Source organism: Vibrio alginolyticus NBRC 15630 = ATCC 17749 (assembly GCF_000354175.2).
Classification (GTDB): domain Bacteria; phylum Pseudomonadota; class Gammaproteobacteria; order Enterobacterales; family Vibrionaceae; genus Vibrio; species Vibrio alginolyticus.
Genome location: NC_022349.1, coordinates 3,166,882 through 3,185,738, shown reverse-complemented (window position 1 = coordinate 3,185,738; position 18,857 = coordinate 3,166,882). Strand labels below are relative to the sequence as shown.

Below are 18,857 nucleotides of genomic sequence, written 5' to 3'. Positions count from 1 at the left end.
TTCCCTTTTCTTTTATCAAGTTCTGGGCCAACCTAATAAGATATAACTTTTTAATCCTTTTCCCTTTTTTTCATACCGCATATTCTTCTATCCATATTCACACAACGTGTAATGAAGGAACATCACTATGAGCAAAATCTACGAAGATAACTCTCTTACTATTGGTAATACACCTCTCGTTCGTCTAAACAAAGTAAGTAAAGGCAAAGTTCTCGCGAAAATTGAAGCGCGTAACCCTAGCTTCAGTGTTAAGTGCCGTATCGGTGCAAACATGATTTGGGAAGCAGAGAAAGCGGGCCTTCTTAAGCCAGGTGTAGAGCTTGTAGAACCTACCAGTGGTAACACAGGTGTTGCTCTAGCATTCGTAGCGGCTGCTCGCGGTTACAAGCTAACATTGACCATGCCTGAATCAATGAGCCTAGAACGCCGTAAGCTACTAAAAGCACTAGGCGCGAACCTTGAGCTGACTGAAGCGGCGAAAGGCATGAAAGGGGCGATTGCTAAAGCAGAAGAAATCGTAGCAAGCAACCCTGAGAAGTACCTACTTCTTCAACAATTTGACAACCCAGCGAACCCAGAAATCCACGAAAAGACTACGGGCCCTGAGATTTGGGAAGCGACAGACGGTGAAATCGACGTATTCGTTGCTGGTGTTGGTACGGGCGGTACTATCACAGGTACAAGCCGTTACATCAAAGGTGAAAAAGGCAAAGCCATCACTTCTGTTGCAGTTGAGCCAGCAGAGTCTCCGGTTATTGCACAAGCACTTGCTGGCGAAGAAATCCAACCTGCCCCACACAAAATTCAAGGTATCGGTGCTGGTTTCATCCCTGGTAACCTCGATTTAGACATTATTGACCGTGTTGAGCAAGTTACCTCAGAAGAAGCGATTGAGATGGCTCGTCGCCTAATGGAAGAGGAAGGTATCCTAGCTGGTATCTCATCTGGCGCAGCGGTTGTTGCAGCGAACCGACTTGCAGAACTACCTGAATTTGAAGGAAAAACAATTGTAACTGTCTTGCCAAGTTCCGGTGAGCGTTACCTAAGTACAGCACTCTTTGCAGGTATCTTTACCGAAAAAGAGAACCAACAATAATATGTGTTCAAATCAATTTTTAGTTTAAAAAAGCCCCGTTTAGGGGCTTTTTTGTTGATCCCTGCCCTACCTTTGGTAATATCAGGGTGTTTTATTTCTAGCTTCAAAATAAAGAAGCAGAACACAAAAAGGTTTCAAAGTGATTACGCACGCAAACAGTTGCGTAGTTACCAAACTTTTGACTAGTATCAGAACTGACGCGCTTTGAACTCTTCCCGTGCTAGCGCACAAGATGTAAAGCAGTTAAGCTAAAATCTGGTCACAAACTAACAAAAAAATACATTTATTGGGGTATATCACATGTACGAGAAGCAAGTAGAAATCACAGCAGAAAACGGCCTTCACACTCGTCCAGCTGCACAGTTTGTTAAAGAAGCAAAAGCATTCGACGCAGACATCACTGTGACTTCTAACGGTAAAAGCGCTAGCGCTAAGAGCCTGTTCAAACTACAAACACTAGGCCTAGTAAAAGGTACTCAAGTTACTATTTCTGCTGAAGGCCCACAAGCTCAGCAAGCAGTTGACCACCTAGTTGCTCTAATGGACCAACTACACTAATCCGGTCTCCTACTCCAGAAGCCATTTTGTGAAAGCAAAATGGCTTCGTTGGAAATAGGCTCAAAACTAAGCTAAAACTATTCGTTAGCGCACCCATTATTCTCCCGTTTTATAAAGTTGACCAAACTTAAGGTAAGGCTATGATTTCAGGCATCCTAGCATCTCCTGGTATTGCAATCGGTAAAGCACTACTACTTCAAGAAGATGAAATTGTCCTAAACACAAACACTATTTCTGACGATCAAGTAGAAGCTGAAGTTCAGCGTTTCTTTGACGCTCGTAACAAATCTGCAGCTCAGCTAGAAACTATCAAGCAAAAAGCGCTTGAAACGTTTGGCGAAGAAAAAGAAGCGATCTTTGAAGGTCACATCATGCTTCTTGAAGACGAAGAGCTAGAAGAGGAAATCCTAGCACTTATCAAAAACGACAAGATGACTGCTGATCACGCTATCCACTCAGTGATCGAAGAGCAAGCATGTGCTCTTGAGTCTCTAGACGACGAATACTTAAAAGAGCGTGCAACTGACATCCGCGATATCGGTTCTCGTTTTGTTAAGAACGCACTAGGCATCAACATTGTTTCGCTTAGCGATATCAACGAAGAAGTAATTCTTGTTGCTTACGACCTAACGCCATCTGAAACTGCACAAATCAACCTAGACTACGTGCTTGGTTTTGCTTGTGATATCGGCGGTCGTACATCTCACACTTCAATCATGGCTCGCTCACTTGAGCTTCCAGCTATCGTTGGTACTAACGACATCACGAAGAAAGTTAAGAATGGCGACATGCTGATTCTTGACGCAATGAACAACAAGATTGTTGTTAACCCATCAGAAGCTGAGCTAGAAGAAGCGAAAGCGGTTAAAGCAGCATTCCTAGCTGAAAAAGAAGAGCTAGCGAAACTGAAAGACCTACACGCAGAAACGACTGACGGTCACCGTGTAGAAGTTTGCGGTAACATCGGTACAGTGAAAGACTGTGACGGTATCCTTCGTAACGGCGGTGAAGGTGTTGGTCTGTACCGTACTGAATTCCTATTTATGGACCGTACTGCGCTACCAACTGAAGAAGAACAGTACCAAGCGTACAAAGAAGTTGCGGAAGCAATGAACGGTCAAGCTGTGATCATCCGTACTATGGATATCGGCGGCGATAAAGATCTCCCATACATGGATCTTCCAAAAGAGATGAACCCATTCCTAGGTTGGCGTGCTGTACGTATCAGTCTAGATCGTCGTGAAATCCTTCGTGATCAGCTACGTGGCATCCTACGTGCTTCTGCACACGGCAAACTGCGTATCATGTTCCCAATGATCATCTCTGTCGAAGAAATCCGTGAGCTTAAGAAAGCGATCGAAGAGTACAAAGAAGAGCTACGCGCTGAAGGCCACGCGTTCGACGAAAACATCGAAATCGGTGTTATGGTTGAAACTCCTGCTGCTGCTGCGATCGCACACCACTTAGCGAAGGAAGTGTCTTTCTTCTCTATCGGTACAAACGACCTAACTCAGTACACGCTAGCGGTTGACCGTGGTAACGAGATGATTTCTCACCTATACAACCCACTATCACCAGCTGTACTTACAGTGATCAAGCAAGTTATCGACGCTTCTCACGCAGAAGGTAAATGGACTGGTATGTGTGGTGAACTTGCAGGTGACGAGCGTGCAACACTTCTACTTCTAGGTATGGGTCTGGACGAGTTCTCAATGAGCGGCATTTCAATCCCTAAAGTGAAGAAAGTTGTTCGTAACTCTAACTTCGCAGAAGTGAAAGCAATGGCTGAAGAAGCCCTTTCTCTACCGACAGCAGAAGAAATCGAAGCCGTGGTAGAAAAGTTTATTGCTGAGAAAGCTCAGTAATCGGTAGTACCAAGTAATTCAATACTTAATGGCCATTAGACGGCGAAAAAAGTCGTCTAATGAGCTATATTGGTATACTATAATTCGACAGAATAAAACCAAACCTTAGGAGCATGACACAATGGGTCTGTTTGACAAACTTAAGAAGCTTGTATCTGATGACAGCGCTGACGCTGGTGCTATCGAAATCATCGCGCCACTTTCTGGTGAGATTGTAAACATCGAAGACGTGCCAGATGTTGTTTTCGCTGAGAAAATCGTTGGTGACGGTATTGCTATCAAGCCAGCAGGCAACAAAATGGTAGCTCCTGTAAACGGTACTATCGGTAAGATCTTCGAAACTAATCACGCGTTCTCTATCGAGTCTGACGACGGTGTTGAGCTTTTCGTTCACTTCGGTATCGACACAGTTGAACTAAAAGGCGAAGGCTTCACGCGTATCGCTGAAGAAGGTCAAACTGTTAAAGCTGGCGACACTGTAATTGAATTCGATCTAGCTCTTCTAGAAGAGAAAGCGAAGTCAACGCTAACTCCAGTTGTTATCTCTAACATGGACGAAATCAAAGAGCTAAACAAGCTTTCTGGTTCTGTAACTGTTGGTGAAACTCCAGTTCTACGTGTAACTAAGTAATTTTTACTTAATCGAACACGAAAAAACGCTGCCATTGGCAGCGTTTTTTATTACCTGAAATTTTGTTTCTGATCGACTTACATCAATGAAATCCGCTCAGCTAAGTAATCCAAGTGCCGAACTCTGCCTTTGCTTCGCTTGAGCGAGTAATGCAGTTGTCGCATCTTGGAGCACTTGAGAACGCACCATTTCCGTAGATTCTCTTGCGAAGTCTGTATCTCTTATTCGACTCTTGGATTCTGTAACACTCCGATTCACAGTATTTAAGTTATCCATCGAGCCGTTTACACGGTTCTGAAAGCTGCCAATTTCACTCCGGTGCGAATCAACATACTTAATTGCTGCATCAATCACCCCAATTGAAAGCTGCGCCTTACCTGCCGTCGACATATCGATGTCATCCATTGTGACTAATTGACCAGCGCTCACATCAAGCTCATCCGCTAAACTCCCTTCGAGAACCACACCCTCTGGCGCCTTCATCGTAGAAGCGAAGAATTGCAGTTCGTTGTTTTCCGTTACTGAAGCATTCACTATCGATTGTTGAGCATTGATGTAAGTGGCGACCTGTTCTATGCGGTCACCCAATTTGAGTCCAATGGATTCCGTTTGGGTTTGCCCTTTACTGTCTTGGTATTCGACTTTTAGGGTTTGGTTATCTTTAGTGACTCGCCAATCTTTATCGACCGCATCACCAACATAATGCTGCCCTCCCATCTCTGGGATATGGCTACGCATGTTACGTAACGTCAAAGAGATTGAATTAGCGTTCGCGCCAATATGGAAACTTTGTGAACCGTAAGATCCATCAAACAGGTTTTTATCCGCAAATGTTGTCGTGATCGCGACACGATCAAGCTCATCTTGCAGCGCTACGACCTCATATTGAATACTTTGCCGATCACTTGAGTCATAACTGCCGTTTGCTGCTTGAAGCCCCAGAGAGCGTAAGCGTTGCAATATGTCACTGCTTTCGTGCAATGCTCCCTCCGCTGTTTGAGCAACAGAAAAAGCGTCGTGCGCATTTCTTAAGGCGACATCAAGCCCTCTCGTTTGTACATGGAGAGTATTCGATATCTGTAAACCTGCCGCATCATCGCTCGCCGAGTTGATTCGAAACCCCGAAGTTAGGTTGCGTTGTGACTCAACATTTTGCGCAGCTGCTTGACTCAGGTGTCTCTGCGCCACCATCGCAGAAACATTGGAATTTAAAGAGATCATCTAATCGATATGAATGCCTTATCGAACATACTGTCAGGACACATCTGAATCGTTATAGCCAATAAGCAAAAAGCCAGGGATGAGCCTGGCTTTGGTTTCTTGCTTTGTTAAATTGATTAACCTAGCAGACTTAGCGCTGAGTTAGGCGCTTGTTTCGCTTGCGCAAGGATTGAGCTTGACGCTTGCGATAGAATTTGTGATTTGGTCATTGCCGTCGTTTCTTTCGCGAAATCTGTATCTTTGATACGGCTCTTCGACGCATTCACGTTCTCGTTAATGTTGTCCAAGTTGCTGATTGCGTGGTTGAAACGGTTCTGGAATGCACCTAGCTCTGCGCGGTGGCTGTCTACGTATTTCAGTGCCGCATCGATGATAGCAACAGATTCTTGTGCGCCACCAACTGAGGTTACGTCGATAGTATCTACTGTTACTTTTTTGCCTTCGCCTAAGCCTAGTTCACCAGATAGACCGCCTGAAAACTCGACCTCGCCCTCAACTTTGTTGTTGCCAGCGAAGATTTGCAGTTTACCGTCTTGGTCTACTGAGGCTTTCACTAGGTCAGTTTGGCCGTTAATGTAAGTCGCAAGCTCTTCGATATCGTCACCCGCCTTTGCGCTGATGTTGATTTCTTGCTCTTGGCCGTAGCTGTCCGTTAGGTTGATTTTTAGGTCGTTCTTACCTTCAGCAACGTTCCAGTCTTTACCTTTACCACTTTCAGCTTGGTAGCTCACACCGCCCATCATTTTGTTGTCTGAGCGCATGTCTTTTAGCTCAAGCATCACTGCTTCACCGTTATCCGCACCGATTTGGAACGATTTCGCACCGTGTGTGCCGTTTAGTAGCTTGTTACCACCGAAAGAAGTGGTTTCTGCGATACGGTTTAGTTCGTCGTTGAGCGCGGTCACTTCTTCTTGAATCGCCACACGCTCTGATTTCGAGTTTGAGCCGTTTGCTGATTGCAGAGACAAGTCTCGCATACGTTGAAGAATGTTAGTGGTCTCATTCATTGCACCTTCAGCAGTTTGTGCAATCGAGATACCGTCGTTCGCGTTGCGAACCGCTACATCCAAACCACGGCTTTGTACGTTCAAACGGTTCGAGATTTGTAGACCCGCAGCGTCATCTTTTGCGCTGTTGATTTTAAAACCCGAAGACAAACGCTCCATAGAAGTTTGTTGAGCTGAGTTTGCGTTGTTTAGGTAACGCTGAGCGGTCATCGCTGATACGTTAGTGTTTACATTCACTGCCATGGTGATTTCTCCAATTGATTTTCCGGTGTAGCGGTTTCCGACGTCTCGGAAAACCAAGTAGTTCTCTCAAAGTTACCTCTATTAACGACACCAAATTCAGAAGCTTTAGAAAAAAGTTTAAAAAAATAACATTGCGAGATTTAGCTAATAAAATTGAAGAAAAGTAAGAAAAAGTGCTCAAGTTTCCACAAATCGAGCCGAGAGGGCTAAACTGTATAGAAAACCAGTAAAAGGAAACAATTAAAGGTAAGTTCGCAGACGATAGACGTGAAGATTAGAAAAGAAAAAGCCCCTTTTCCTTTGAGAGAACTGGGGCTAGGTTGGTCGCCAGAGCCTATGTGGAGATCAAGAGAAATGAACACATTTCCGGCATACCGAGTGCAACTTTACATTGAAAATGATTGGCAGGTGAGAGATGAGAGAGCCGCTCATTCTATTGTAAAGCTGCTTGCCAAAAGCCTGCATTCCCATCCACGTCTGAATGTATTGAGTACAGGCTAAGTAAACTACTGCAATAGTGACATTGCAGAGTTTGGCAACTGTTTCGCTTGAGCAAGAATCGATGTACCTGCTTGTTGCAAAATTTGTGCTTTGGTCATTTGCGTGGTTTCTTTCGCAAAATCTGTATCTTTAATTCGGCTGTTCGATGCGTCAACGTTTTCTTGGATGTTTGCCAAGTTGTTGATGCTGTGACTCAGACGGTTTTGCTTCGCACCTAAGTCTGCACGTTGCGAGTCTACGTATTTCAGTGCCGAATCCAGCACAGAAATCGCGTTTTGAGAACCTTGTACCGTGGTCATATCAATATCTTGTACTGACGTTCTGATAGGTTCATCACTCAGGCCAAGCTCAGATGCTAATCCACCAGAAATAGAAATCTCACCCTGAACGTTTGGATGCGCGACAAAAACTTGCAACTTGCCATCTTCACTTACAGACGCATTAATCATATCAGACTGACCATTAATGTAAGTGGCAAGCTCTTCGATGTCGTCGCCCGCTTTGGCATTAATGTTGATTTCTAGATCATCAACATTGCCGTCTTCGTCTTCACCCATACCTGGTAGCGTGATCTTCAAGTCAGATTTAGCTGGGTCAACGCTCCAGTTTTTATCTTTACCGTTCTCAGATAAGAAGGTCACACCGCCCATGCGAGTATCGTCCGCACGAATGCTGGTGAGTCCCATGATCATGGCTTCACCTGAGCTCGCACCAATCTGGAATGCCGCTTCACCGAATGAGCCGTTCAATAGACGACGACCACCAAATGAAGTGGTTTCTGCAATACGGTTTAGCTCGTCAATCAATGCCATTGACTCTTCGTTGATCGCCTGACGCTCAGCCGGAGAGTTAGTACCGTTCGATGATTGAATCGCAAGGTCACGCATTCGTTGCATGACAGAGGTTGCCTCATTCATCGCACCTTCAGCGGTTTGTGCAATCGAGATACCATCGTTCGCGTTACGCATTGCGACATCTAGGCCACGAGACTGTGCAGTTAAGCGGTTAGAGATCTGTAGACCTGCCGCATCATCTTTTGCACTGTTAATCTTATGTCCTGAAGATAAGCGCTCCATCGACGTGTTTAATTCATCAGTCGCTTTGTTTAGGTAACGCTGCGCGGTCATCGCGGAGACGTTAGTACTAACTGTTACAGCCATTTTGCTCTCCTGTTGAGTTCGCAAGCTTTTGCGAAGCGGCCAGCTTTACTCTCATTTGGATAAGCACTGACCGTAAAAGTTACTTGCTAAATCTGCCTTAAACGCAGGGTTTAGAATCTCTAAATCTGTTCTGATATTTTCAATACAATTTGTGTGCCAACTTGCGTAAATTATTTAACTACTTTTAAAAGAATCAAATAAACAATAAGTTAGCCTTATCATTAAGCTATTTCCGGTTTGTCAGCCTCATCTTAGCCCAAGGGTATTGAACGCTGCCCTGTTGCCGCCCGACTTGCCTCCCGCATCATTGCCGCTTTGGGTAAAATCGTGCCGCATGACATCTCAGACTCTCAGGTTACGTCGACTTATCGCGCTTAAGGCTTTGCACATAAGGCATCAAAATCAGACAATGTGTATGAGTGTCATACTAGATGTAGTTAAACAACGTTAGATCTTTGGTCTTACCGAATGCTTGTTGCGATGCCTGTAACGCTCGCGAGTTTTCACTGAACTCGATCACGGCTTTAGAGTAATCCAAGTCCTCAAAGTTGCTCTTCGCTTTTGCCAGAGACAAATTAAAGTCTTCATGATTTTGCTCTTGGATATCCAGCGTACTCAATCGAGCACCGGCATCTGTACGCGCTTTATTCAAATGGATAAAAGCAGCGTGGAATTCTTCTGTCATTTGGTGCAATTTAGCAGTCGCCGACGTATCCGAAACCGATTTGTCTGACCATGCCATTGCATCCTTGAAGGTATCGAAAATGCTGAACTCTGCCCGCTTTTCGATCTCAATGCTGTCACCAGGCGTAATTTGGCCTTTTACGTGCACTTTCAGGCCTTTGTATTCAATCCCTTTCTCTGGAGAAAACTCATCGGCATCCACTACTTTGCCGTTACGCTCTAATTGGTAACCAAATTTGCCGTTATTCATATCGACAAATGTCACGCGATACGCCGCATCATCCTTAGCGTCAACGTTAGTAGCTTTGTTTAGCAACAGCTCAGAGCCGTTTTGTAGATCGTAATTCGGCTGATAATCGCCAAATGGGTTTGGTATCTCCATAAACAGCTTGCTGCCAGGATCGTTCATTGGCATCTCAAGCATGCTGGAGACTTTCATTTTGCGCTGATAATCGTCCCCAGCGTATTGAACACTACCGTCTTTATCGCGATAGAATGGTTGGCTTTTTGGCTTAGTACCCGCAAACACGTAGTTACCAGATTCATCTTGCGAGTTCACTAAGTTAAGGAAGTTGTTCGCAATCTCTTCTAACTCACGCTTCTTTGCTTGTCGGTCTTCAGCAGAAAAGGCACCGTTAATCATCTCCATCGTTAAGCGCTTCGACTCGTCGGCAAAATTCTCCGCATTGGCGATATTAACTTCGTGGTTTTCTAGACGATTACGCACCAACACTATAGAGCTAAGATATTGTTGTAGCTGCTCTTGTTGCTGACTAATGTTTTGGATGTAATGCGCAGCGAGGGGGTCGTCACTAGGTTTCAGTAACTTTTTCCCTGAAGCAAGTTGCTCTTGGTTGTGGTGAACCTTATTCTCTTGACGACGCAAATCATTTTGTACGGACTGATAGTTATGGAAACTAGAAATTCGGGTTAGCACTTATCTCTTCTCCTTACCTCAGTTGTAAAATGGTATTGAAGGTATCATTCGCCGCTTGCATCACACGTGATGAAGCCATGTACGCTTGTTGAAACTTCATCATGTTGGCCGCTTCTTCATCGAGGTTAACGCCAGAGATAGAAGCAACGCGCTCTTGTGCCGCCTCATGCTCTAAGCGAGCGACAGAGGCTAATCGGTTTGCTGTAGAAGATTTCAATCCGACTTCGGTATTGAGGTTGTGATAAACATCGATCAAAGTACTGGATTTTCCGTCCATCATCTTATCTGTTTGGATCTTCTGCATTTTTCTCAAGTTGCCATTACCACCTTCCGAAGGCACCAAGTTCGCGGTGAACTTGTCATTCATCAGCGCACCTTCGCTCAGCTCAAATACAGTCGCATCGCCATTTTTATACAGCGGATGACTTTTCGGCACTGAGATTTCAATCATCGGGTTATCTTTGTCTAGCGGGTATGAGTATTTGTCCGATAGCAAATTGCCTTTGTTGTCCGTGATCTTTAACCATGGCTTATCATGTTTCTCGTCGGCTGGTTGTACGGTGACCTCAAACTCTTTAACATCCCCCGCCTCACGAATTTTGAACTTGGCGTTACCTTGAGCAAAAGTGGTTGAAGCTTCATAACTTTGCGCGGCAATGGCTTTTGCATCATTGGTTTCCATCTTGATGATGGCTGCGCCACTTCGTGTTGGGCGCAATAATACGCGCTCACCAGCGGCAAGACCTTCACCGATTTGCACTTTCATACCATCCAGAACAAACGAAGAATCTGATTGATCAATGTTCAACGACATTTGCTCACCTTTCGGTGTTGTCACGCTATACTGGTCGCCATCATAACGTAGCGAATATTCACCACCTTTGATCGCTGAAATATCATCAATGTAAACCGCAACATCAGCTTGAGAGTCAGGCGCAGCAAAAACTCGAGATTTTGCCACCAGCTCAGAGTTCACGTCGGTAAATACGTCTTTACCTATCTTACCGTTAAGATCCAGACCTTGAGATTGCAGCTGATTAATTTTGTAGGAGAAACCCGTCGCTAAACGGCCCATTTCATCTTGCAGTTGTGGAATGTGTTTGTCGCGCATTTCAAGCAAAGCGCCGATTTTGCCATCCATGTCGTCAGACTTGATCGCTTTAATGCCATCCCCTTCCACCATTGCTAAGCGTCTTTGATGAACATCCGGATAGCCATCGATCATTTTGAGCTGGCTTGCTTCCGTGCCAGAAACAAGAGTGTGTCCATTGCCGATATGAACATTAAACCCTTCGGCATTTTTGCGTGGGGTTACGGTAACTTTGGTGTACTCTGACAGCTCAGTAACCAGCTTTTCATGCTGATCCATCAGGTCATTATGTGGACCGGGAGTACGCATCATCAGTCGATGAATATCGCGAATTTCCAACGCAAGTTGGTTAACGCGCTCAATGCCCATATCCAATTTTTTATTGGTGACATCAGATTGCAGTCGCACGGTTTCGTGGAAATCATTTAATGTATCAGAGAAGATTTTCGCCTTTTCCAATACCACTTTTCGTGCCCCTAAATCGTTCGGGGTATCTGCCATGGTTTTTACCGCATCGAACCACTCATTCAGGTTCTCAGGAATTTTCTTCGATGCTACGGAGCTCAACATGCTAGAGAGCATATCAAGATTGTCTTGGGTATCCGTTTTGTTGGCATTGTTGGTCGACGACAGGTTCAGTTCATTCACGGCAAACTGATCCCACGAGCGGCGAACATTTTCCACATGCACACCCATGCCGTAGGTAGAACCACCAAACATGCGCGGATCATTCGTGCCTTGGATAACAGACTGACGGCTATAACCCTCTGTATTAACATTAGAAATGTTATGACCAGTGGTGTTTAATTGTCTCTGAGCAGTAAGCACACTTTGAGTACCTACATTCAGAAGATCTGACGCCATACATGCCCCCGAAAACGAAATATAAATCGGCAAAACCGATCACCTAGACACATTAAAAGCAAAAGATGTGCCAAGTGATAGAAAGGCGTAGATGTTCAGATAAAGTGAAGGCTTGCACTATGGCAAGCCTTCGAGAACGTCATAAATTGTCGCAGAAACATTACATACTTTCGATTTTATCCTTCACCTGCAGGACTTTATCTGCGTAATTCGGATCGGTCGCGTAACCCGCACTGTGGATACCGCGAATAAACGACTCTGAATTCCCGCGTTGCTGCAATGCTGTATCGTAACGTGGGTTGTCATTCAAAAATCGTACAAAGTCATTAAAGCTGTCTTCGTAACTTGAGTAGGAGCGAAACACTGCCGTCTCTTTCACTGGCGTGTTATCGTGGAACTCTAAAGTTTGAGTCGTCACTTTGTCACCCTGCCAGCTTCGATCTGCTTTGATATTAAATAAGTTGTTGCTGCTGCCACGCGCGTTCTTCACGACCTTTTGTCCCCACCCCGTTTCCAAAGCGGCTTGCGCAAGTAGCAAAGATGGCTCGACACCTAGGGCTTTCGCAGCTTTCTCCGCGTATGGCTTCATCGAGTTAACAAAGGATTCTGGTGAATCGAATCGAGTGGGTTCATTGCTTGGTCGAGATAGTTGACCAGATTCAATCAAGCGCTGTTCAATCTCGCGCGCTTTTTTCGGGTCAACACGACGATATTCCGCAGCATTGTTTGCCGCATCACGCATAGCCGTTTCTTTTTTGTCGTTCCCTTGCCCAGCCGTTAATTGCTTAACAATCATATCGGCCAGTCCCATTGAACCAGACGAACTCAATTCACTCGCCATCTGTTCATCCAACATTTGTCGGTAGAACTTCTCGTTTTGGCTGTTCATCATGTTGGACTCAAAGCCCTCATTGGCTTCACGCATGGATTTCAACATCATGGAGGTGAAGATCGATTCGAACTGACGAGCAGCCGCATGCAATGCTTCTTGCTCGCCATCTTTTCCCTCTTTCACTGCTTTTTGACGCAGAGTGTCCAGAGAACTGATGTCATGGATAAAACCAATGTCGTTAGGATTGTTCATTATACCTACCTCCTAACCATTAAATGATGATCAACTGGCCTTCAATGGCACCAGCTTGCTTCAATGCTTGTAAAATTGCCATCAAGTCCGAAGGCGCAGCCCCGACTTGGTTCACGGCACGGACCAAATCATCCAACGTTAAGCCTGGTTCGAACTTAAACATTTTTCCTTGCTCTTCGCTGACTTCGATATCCGAGTCTGGTACGACTACGGTTTGCCCACCAGAAAAGCCGTTAGGTTGGCTAACATTCAGGTTTTCTTTGATCGCAACCGTCATGCCGCCATGCGTTACTGCTGCTGGTTTAAGACGTACATGCTTACCAACTACAATAGTGCCCGTTCGTGAGTTAACGATGATTTTGGCTGCACCATCTGCCGGGTCGAATTCTAGGTTTTCGATTGCCGATAAGAACGCAACACGCTGACTGACGTCACGAGGAGCACGCACGCGCACTGATGTCGCGTCAACAGCGCTCGCCATTTGTGGGCCAAGGAAGTTGTTTACAGCATCCGCCATACGTTGAGCCGTTGTGAAGTCTGACTCAAGCAAGTTGAACGTGATGTAATCACCACGACCAAATGGGTTTGGAATTTCTCGCTCTACTGTCGCACCACTAGAGATAAGACCAACGGTTGGATTGTTACCTACGATTTTAGAACCGTCAGCGCCTTCAGCACTGAAGCCGCTCACCACTAAGTTACCTTGAGCAACCGCGTAAACTTGACCGTCGAGACCTTTGAGGAACGTTTGTAGTAGCGTACCACCACGCAAACTTTTAGCACTTCCGATGGAAGAGACAGTCACGTCCACTTGCTGACCCGGTTTAGAGAAAGGCGGCAACTCTGCCGTAACCATGACTGCGGCAACGTTTTTAATTTTTGGCTTTGTGCCCGGCGGCATCTGAATGCCGAAGTTTTGCAGCATGGCGGCGAAACTTTGCTCTGTAAACGGGTTCGCTTCACCCGTACCAGGTAAGCCTGAAACCAAACCATAACCCACGAGTTGGTTGCTTCGTACACCTGCCACTTGCGCGACGTCTTTGATACGTGCGGCTTGGGCTACGGTAGAAAACAGAGCAACGCTCATCAGTACTAAAAGGAGTTTTTTCATGCTTACTTATCTCTTGCAGTCAAATTGCCGTCAGAACGGCGTGTTATAGCGCTACATTAAAGAATCGTGCCAAGAAGCCTGGCTCTTGCATATCTTGTTGCAAACCAGTCCCTGAGTATTGAATTCTTGCGTTAGAAACACGATTTGATGCAATGGTGTTGTCGAAATTAATATCATCCGGACGAATAGTGCCACTTAAACGTATGTACTCATCACCTGTATTTAGCGTCATCCACTTCTCACCGCGGATCACGAGGTTCCCGTTTGCCAGTACTTCAATCACCTCAACAGTGATGTAACCACTGATGCTGTTGCTCTGCTTTGCAGAAGAGTCACCTGCAAATGAGTTGGAATTGTTTAAGTCATAAGAGAAATTATATTTTCCGCCAATTTGCAGCTCTTCTCCGCCCACTTGAAGCGGGTCCATTTGCGCTTCATTGGTTTTCGATAAATCGGCATTTGCGCTTTTCGTCGCACTGGTTGTCTCATCCAGTGTTACGGTAATAATGTCGCCAATACCACGTGGTTTAGAATCGTCGTAGAGATCGGTAATGTGCTCGGCGCTAAACAACGAACCTGTTGCAGCAGCGTAATGCTCAGGTTTGTTTTTCGGATGAATTGGAGCCCAAGCAGGGTCGCCAGCAACCGGATCGCTTCTACCACGTAAAGTATCTACAATACCGCTGCTCTCTTCTTTCGATTTATCGCCTTCTACTGCGTCGACCACAGTGGTTGCTTGTGTCACTTCATCCGTTTCAATCGGTTCCAACATGGCACAGCCCGACATCGTAGCAATCAAAGCGAGTAGGCAAATACGTTTCATCGTGAGCTCCTCAAATCTTGCTCTTAATCGTTACAATTGCTGGTTAACGAAGCTCATCATTTTATCGACTGACGAGATCACTTTTGAGTTCATTTCGTAAACGCGCTGGGCTTCGATCATGTTGACCAACTCTTCCGTTACATTCACGTTGGACGCTTCCAGCATGGATTGACGAATTTCACCCAAACCGTCCAAACCAGGAACACCCTCTTGTGGATCGCCACTGGCACCCGTTGGTAAGTAAAGGTTCTGACCAATTGGCTCTAGGCCGCCCGGGTTAACAAAATCTGTAATGGTTAGCTGACCAACGACTTGGTTGTCTTGCTGACCTCGGACGCGAACCGACACTTCACCATCCGTACCGACAGTAATAGAAATCGCATCTTCTGGAATCACAATTTCAGGCTCTACAGGGTAGCCAGAACCCGACGTGACTAACGTGCCTTCACCATTTAGCGTGAACTGACCGTTACGGGTATAACCGATGTTGCCGTCCGGCAATGTCACTTGGAAAAAACCGTCGCCTTCCACCATCATGTCCAGTGCGTTGGTCGTTGTCTGTGCATTGCCGTGCGTGTGCACTTTTTGCGTCGCAACCACTTTAGAACCCGCACCTAACATCAAACCACTTGGCAGTTCCGTGTTCTGAGATGACTGGCCGCCAGGTTGGTTGATGTTCTGATAGAACAAATCTTCGAATACTGCACGGCTCTTTTTGTAGCCGACAGTAGAAGCGTTCGCCAAGTTGTTCGAAATCGTGGCAATGTTGGTTTGTTGGGCGTCTAGACCTGTTTTACTTACCCATAGTGCTGGATGCATAGTGAACCTCTAACTCTGTTAACTCATACGAAGCAGTGAATCTGAAGATTTATCCATTTCTTCAGCTGTGCTCATCATCTTGACTTGCATTTCAAACTGACGTTGTAAGTCAATCAATGCGGTCATTTCACCTACGGCATTCACGTTACTGCCTTCTATCGCTCCCGTCTGGAGACTAACAGTCGCGTCTGCTTCGTAAGGTTGGTTTGGAGTTTTATGGCGAAATAAGCCATTGGTGTCTTTAAACAAGCTTTGATCATTAGGCTTAACGAGCTTAATGCGATCAACCGCTTGGAATTCTTCTGCCGGGGCACCTTGAGGAAGTACAGAGATGGTGCCATCCCGACCGATTTCAATTTTGGAGAGAGGGATAGGCAAAGTAATCGGCGCGTCGTTTTCACCCAGCACCAAATGACCACTTGCGTTGGTAAGCATGCCATTTTGATCGACTTTTAGGTTGCCGTTACGGGTCAACCCTTCTTTCCCTGTATGATCGAGTACCGATATCCAACCGCTGCCTTCAATCGTCACATCCAGATCACGCCCTGTTGTAATCACGCTACCTTGAGCAAAGTTATGCCCTGGACGCTCTGTCATGCTGAATACACGTGAAGGATGGCCTTCACCATAAGCCTGCATTGAGCGAGCCTGTGCTAAATCAGCCCGAAATCCGGTCGTGCTTACGTTAGCCAAGTTATTAGCGCGCAATTGTAGTGCCTGCATATTTTGCTTGGCGCCACTCATTGCGAGAAACAGTGCGCGATCCATAAATTACTCCAAAAAATCTCTCTGTACACGGAGTAAAAGCAATAGTTATGCCAAAACAAAAATAGACTTATTAATCAATACTTTGAATTAAAAATCAACAATTAAAAGAGGTCAATAGAGGCAGAAAACTGTAACGAGAGGCAAGGTTTTGATCCATACGGCGGCAACAGCGGCAAATCGTAGATCAAAGCATGCTTAGCCTGAGTGAGGTGTATTCAGGCTAAGCATCAGATGAATGTCATGATGAAAATGAACAAAGCGGCAATTACTAAGAAGCAATCACACGCCATTGCTTACTCAAGCAGAGTATCGAATGACCCAGCTAGTGCTCTAGCGGATCTGTAAGATATTCTGTTGTAGTTGGTTGTGTACTTCTAGCGAACGTGAGTTTGCTTGGAAGTTACGCTGAGCAGAGATCAGGTCCACCAACTCCTGCGTCATATCAATGTTTGACTGTTCCAGCATACCGTTATTGATGGTGCCGAAAGAGCCTTTATTTGATTCACCCCAGATCTTGTCACCAGAGAACTGCGTTGAATCCCATTGAGTGCCGCCTTTCTTATCCAGACCTTGCTCGTTTGGAACACGTACGAGAGCAACACGACCCAATGTAACGTTTTCACCGTTTGAGTAAGTTCCCAATACGCTGCCGTTTTCATCGAAGTCAACTTTGGTTAGGAAGCCCGTCGTTGCACCGTCTTCGTCAAACTTAGTCAGTTCGAACGGAGCCGCAAACTGTGTTGCTGAGCCTAAGCCGAAGTTAAGCGTCTGCGCAGGATCGGCACCATTCATATCGACTGGTGTCGTGTTCGTCGCCGGATCGCCCAGAGCCACAGAAGTGATTGGCTGACCATTGTTCAAGCTCGCCAACGTACCATCGTTGTTGAACTTCATGGTATGCCCCACATGACCTGTTGGCGTTTGCGCATCACCAGCCGCAACATTTAAAGGCTTTTCACCTTCTTTATCTGTCACGGTGTAGTAAGTGTTCCATGTATTTGGCTGAGTCTGATCTTTCAAGTAATACGTCGTTAGCTTGTAAGACTGACCCATCGAGTCATAAATTGTCGAAGAGGTTGAACGGTTGTATGTATCTGGGTCTGAAAAATCAAACTGCGTTGGATCTTTCAAATCGCCGTTCGCTGGCAAGTTCACACCCACTTCAATGTTTGCTGTTTGTTTTGGCTTACCAAATTCAGCAGGAATATTGATGGGTTGTGGCTCGTATGAAGAAACCTCACCAGAGCTTGGATCCACTTGGTAACCTAATAAGAACTCATCGTTCGCGGTCACCATGTAGTTTTCTTTATTTAAATGGAATGCACCATTACGTGTCAGTTCATTCTGTTGTGGAGTCAGACGCTCCTTCGCCACGGCGAAGAAACCTGTCCCCGAAACACGCAGATCCATTGGGTTGTTGGTGTAAATGCTTGAGCCTTCATGGAACTGCTGCGCCACTTGGCTTGCTTGCGCACCACCACCCGGCGTGGTTTTTGCGTTAGTAAATAAAGAGTTAGAGTAAACATCAGCAAACTCAGCACGGGATTCTTTAAAGCCGTACGTGTTGGCGTTAGCAATGTTGTTACTGGTGGTGTTCAAATCCAGTTGGGCGGCGGACAAACCGCTTAAAGATACATATGACATTCCAAAATCTCCTAATCTAGCGAGCTATGACTACGCTTTGCCGACTTCCAATACTTCTGCAAGTCGAACTGGCGATTCAAAACCAGCCAGATTGAGTAATACGTTTCCGTCACCTTTGCCAAGCAATACGCTGTTTACGTTGGCATACGTCGATACTGGGAACTCTTGCGACTCCCCTTCAACTAAGCCAGACGCTTTCACTTTGTATTTGCCAGCTGGCAGTGGATTTCCGCTTTCATCTTTACCGTCCCAAAGCACACGCGTGTCGCCGGCTGGTTTCGCCCCTACCTCAAAGGTACGAACCAGTTGGCCAGCTTCATCCTCTACACGAACAAACAGATTATCGATAGATTGTGAAAGCTTAACCATTGCCGCCATTGGAGCGTCGTCCTGCTTCACACCTGCTGCTCCTGGGACCAATACGTCACGCCCTACCAAAGAGGAAGCTTGTAACGCTTGATTTGATGTCATTGACGAATTCAAACTCTCAAACTGAGTGTTCATCTTGCCAATGCCATCAACGGTCGCAAATGAAGCCATTTGCGCAATCATCTGGTCATTACTTACCGGCTTAAAAGGGTCTTGCTGAGACAGTTGCTTCGTGAGCAATGATAAGAAGTCTTCCTGTTTTAGGTCCTGCTTACCCGTGCTCTCTTCCGCTTTCTTGTTACTCTCTTGTAGACTTTTAAGCTGGTCGATATAGGACAAGCCGCTTTGACCAACGTTGTTAATTCCGGCCATACGCTACCCC

The 18,857-nt window shown here is 45.7% G+C and carries 16 protein-coding genes; 4 read left to right on the top strand and 12 right to left on the bottom strand.

The window, feature by feature from the left end:
* Positions 1–127: 127 nt before the first annotated feature.
* The 4 genes from cysK (at position 128) to crr (ending at position 4,150) form a co-directional block, all read left to right on the top strand.
* Positions 128–1,096, top strand: a complete 969-nt coding sequence (gene cysK / locus N646_RS14660) for a cysteine synthase A (protein WP_005382045.1) — start codon at positions 128–130, stop codon at positions 1,094–1,096.
* A 300-nt stretch (positions 1,097–1,396) separates the two neighbouring features.
* Positions 1,397–1,654 carry an HPr family phosphocarrier protein gene (locus N646_RS14655; RefSeq protein WP_005382043.1) on the top strand — a complete coding sequence of 86 codons (258 nt, stop codon included), beginning with the start codon at positions 1,397–1,399 and terminating at the stop codon, positions 1,652–1,654.
* Between the two features lie 140 nt (positions 1,655–1,794).
* Positions 1,795–3,519, top strand: coding sequence for a phosphoenolpyruvate-protein phosphotransferase PtsI (gene ptsI, locus N646_RS14650; protein ID WP_005389298.1), 1,725 nt, complete (start codon positions 1,795–1,797; stop codon positions 3,517–3,519).
* Between the two features lie 121 nt (positions 3,520–3,640).
* Positions 3,641–4,150: a PTS glucose transporter subunit IIA gene (gene crr / locus N646_RS14645; RefSeq protein ID WP_005382041.1), complete on the top strand. Its 510-nt coding sequence runs from the start codon at positions 3,641–3,643 to the stop codon at positions 4,148–4,150.
* Between the two features lie 96 nt (positions 4,151–4,246).
* Here crr and N646_RS14640 read toward each other — a convergent pair whose 3' ends face one another.
* The 12 genes from N646_RS14640 to flgD all read right to left on the bottom strand — a co-directional run bounded on the left by N646_RS14640 (position 4,247) and on the right by flgD (position 18,847).
* On the bottom strand, positions 4,247–5,371 hold the full coding sequence (locus N646_RS14640; RefSeq protein WP_017819971.1) for a flagellin: 1,125 nt from the start codon (positions 5,369–5,371) through the stop codon (positions 4,247–4,249).
* Positions 5,372–5,487: 116 nt separating this feature from the next.
* The gene (locus N646_RS14635) at positions 5,488–6,621 is read right to left on the bottom strand and encodes a flagellin (protein ID WP_017819972.1); all 1,134 of its coding nucleotides are present in this window, start codon (positions 6,619–6,621) and stop codon (positions 5,488–5,490) included.
* Positions 6,622–7,127: 506 nt separating this feature from the next.
* The gene (locus N646_RS14625) at positions 7,128–8,282 is read right to left on the bottom strand and encodes a flagellin (RefSeq protein WP_005382038.1); all 1,155 of its coding nucleotides are present in this window, start codon (positions 8,280–8,282) and stop codon (positions 7,128–7,130) included.
* 427 nt (positions 8,283–8,709) lie between these two features.
* Positions 8,710–9,903 carry a flagellar hook-associated protein FlgL gene (flgL, locus tag N646_RS14620; protein ID WP_005382037.1) on the bottom strand — a complete coding sequence of 398 codons (1,194 nt, stop codon included), beginning with the start codon at positions 9,901–9,903 and terminating at the stop codon, positions 8,710–8,712.
* A gap of 13 nt (positions 9,904–9,916) precedes the next feature.
* The gene (gene flgK, locus N646_RS14615) at positions 9,917–11,857 is read right to left on the bottom strand and encodes a flagellar hook-associated protein FlgK (RefSeq protein ID WP_017819974.1); all 1,941 of its coding nucleotides are present in this window, start codon (positions 11,855–11,857) and stop codon (positions 9,917–9,919) included.
* Between the two features lie 160 nt (positions 11,858–12,017).
* Positions 12,018–12,944 (bottom strand): flagellar assembly peptidoglycan hydrolase FlgJ, encoded by a 927-nt coding sequence (flgJ, locus tag N646_RS14610; RefSeq protein ID WP_031777218.1) that lies wholly within the window; start codon positions 12,942–12,944, stop codon positions 12,018–12,020.
* A 16-nt stretch (positions 12,945–12,960) separates the two neighbouring features.
* Positions 12,961–14,052: a flagellar basal body P-ring protein FlgI gene (locus tag N646_RS14605; protein WP_005393118.1), complete on the bottom strand. Its 1,092-nt coding sequence runs from the start codon at positions 14,050–14,052 to the stop codon at positions 12,961–12,963.
* Positions 14,053–14,095: 43 nt separating this feature from the next.
* Positions 14,096–14,875, bottom strand: a complete 780-nt coding sequence (gene flgH / locus N646_RS14600) for a flagellar basal body L-ring protein FlgH (RefSeq protein WP_005382033.1) — start codon at positions 14,873–14,875, stop codon at positions 14,096–14,098.
* 30 nt (positions 14,876–14,905) lie between these two features.
* Complete coding sequence (gene flgG, locus N646_RS14595; protein ID WP_005382032.1) at positions 14,906–15,694, bottom strand: flagellar basal-body rod protein FlgG; 789 nt, start codon at positions 15,692–15,694, stop codon at positions 14,906–14,908.
* Positions 15,695–15,712: 18 nt separating this feature from the next.
* Positions 15,713–16,462, bottom strand: a complete 750-nt coding sequence (gene flgF, locus N646_RS14590) for a flagellar basal-body rod protein FlgF (RefSeq protein ID WP_005382031.1) — start codon at positions 16,460–16,462, stop codon at positions 15,713–15,715.
* Positions 16,463–16,792: 330 nt separating this feature from the next.
* Complete coding sequence (gene flgE, locus N646_RS14585) at positions 16,793–18,106, bottom strand: flagellar hook protein FlgE (RefSeq protein ID WP_005382030.1); 1,314 nt, start codon at positions 18,104–18,106, stop codon at positions 16,793–16,795.
* Between the two features lie 30 nt (positions 18,107–18,136).
* Positions 18,137–18,847, bottom strand: a complete 711-nt coding sequence (gene flgD / locus N646_RS14580) for a flagellar hook assembly protein FlgD (protein WP_005382029.1) — start codon at positions 18,845–18,847, stop codon at positions 18,137–18,139.
* Positions 18,848–18,857 lie beyond the last annotated feature (10 nt).

Bases quoted from the DNA above. Each gene is read 5' to 3' on its own strand.
- cysK (WP_005382045.1), top strand. From the start codon at position 128: ATGAGCAAAATCTACGAAGATAACTCTCTTACTATTGGTAATACACCT.
- N646_RS14655 (WP_005382043.1), top strand. From the start codon at position 1,397: ATGTACGAGAAGCAAGTAGAAATCACAGCAGAAAACGGCCTTCACACT.
- ptsI (WP_005389298.1), top strand. From the start codon at position 1,795: ATGATTTCAGGCATCCTAGCATCTCCTGGTATTGCAATCGGTAAAGCA.
- crr (WP_005382041.1), top strand. From the start codon at position 3,641: ATGGGTCTGTTTGACAAACTTAAGAAGCTTGTATCTGATGACAGCGCT.
- N646_RS14640 (WP_017819971.1), bottom strand. From the start codon at position 5,371: ATGATCTCTTTAAATTCCAATGTTTCTGCGATGGTGGCGCAGAGACAC.
- N646_RS14635 (WP_017819972.1), bottom strand. From the start codon at position 6,621: ATGGCAGTGAATGTAAACACTAACGTATCAGCGATGACCGCTCAGCGT.
- N646_RS14625 (WP_005382038.1), bottom strand. From the start codon at position 8,282: ATGGCTGTAACAGTTAGTACTAACGTCTCCGCGATGACCGCGCAGCGT.
- flgK (WP_017819974.1), bottom strand. From the start codon at position 11,857: ATGGCGTCAGATCTTCTGAATGTAGGTACTCAAAGTGTGCTTACTGCT.
- N646_RS14605 (WP_005393118.1), bottom strand. From the start codon at position 14,052: ATGAAAAAACTCCTTTTAGTACTGATGAGCGTTGCTCTGTTTTCTACC.
- flgH (WP_005382033.1), bottom strand. From the start codon at position 14,875: ATGAAACGTATTTGCCTACTCGCTTTGATTGCTACGATGTCGGGCTGT.
- flgG (WP_005382032.1), bottom strand. From the start codon at position 15,694: ATGCATCCAGCACTATGGGTAAGTAAAACAGGTCTAGACGCCCAACAA.
- flgF (WP_005382031.1), bottom strand. From the start codon at position 16,462: ATGGATCGCGCACTGTTTCTCGCAATGAGTGGCGCCAAGCAAAATATG.
- flgE (WP_005382030.1), bottom strand. From the start codon at position 18,106: ATGTCATATGTATCTTTAAGCGGTTTGTCCGCCGCCCAACTGGATTTG.
- flgD (WP_005382029.1), bottom strand. From the start codon at position 18,847: ATGGCCGGAATTAACAACGTTGGTCAAAGCGGCTTGTCCTATATCGAC.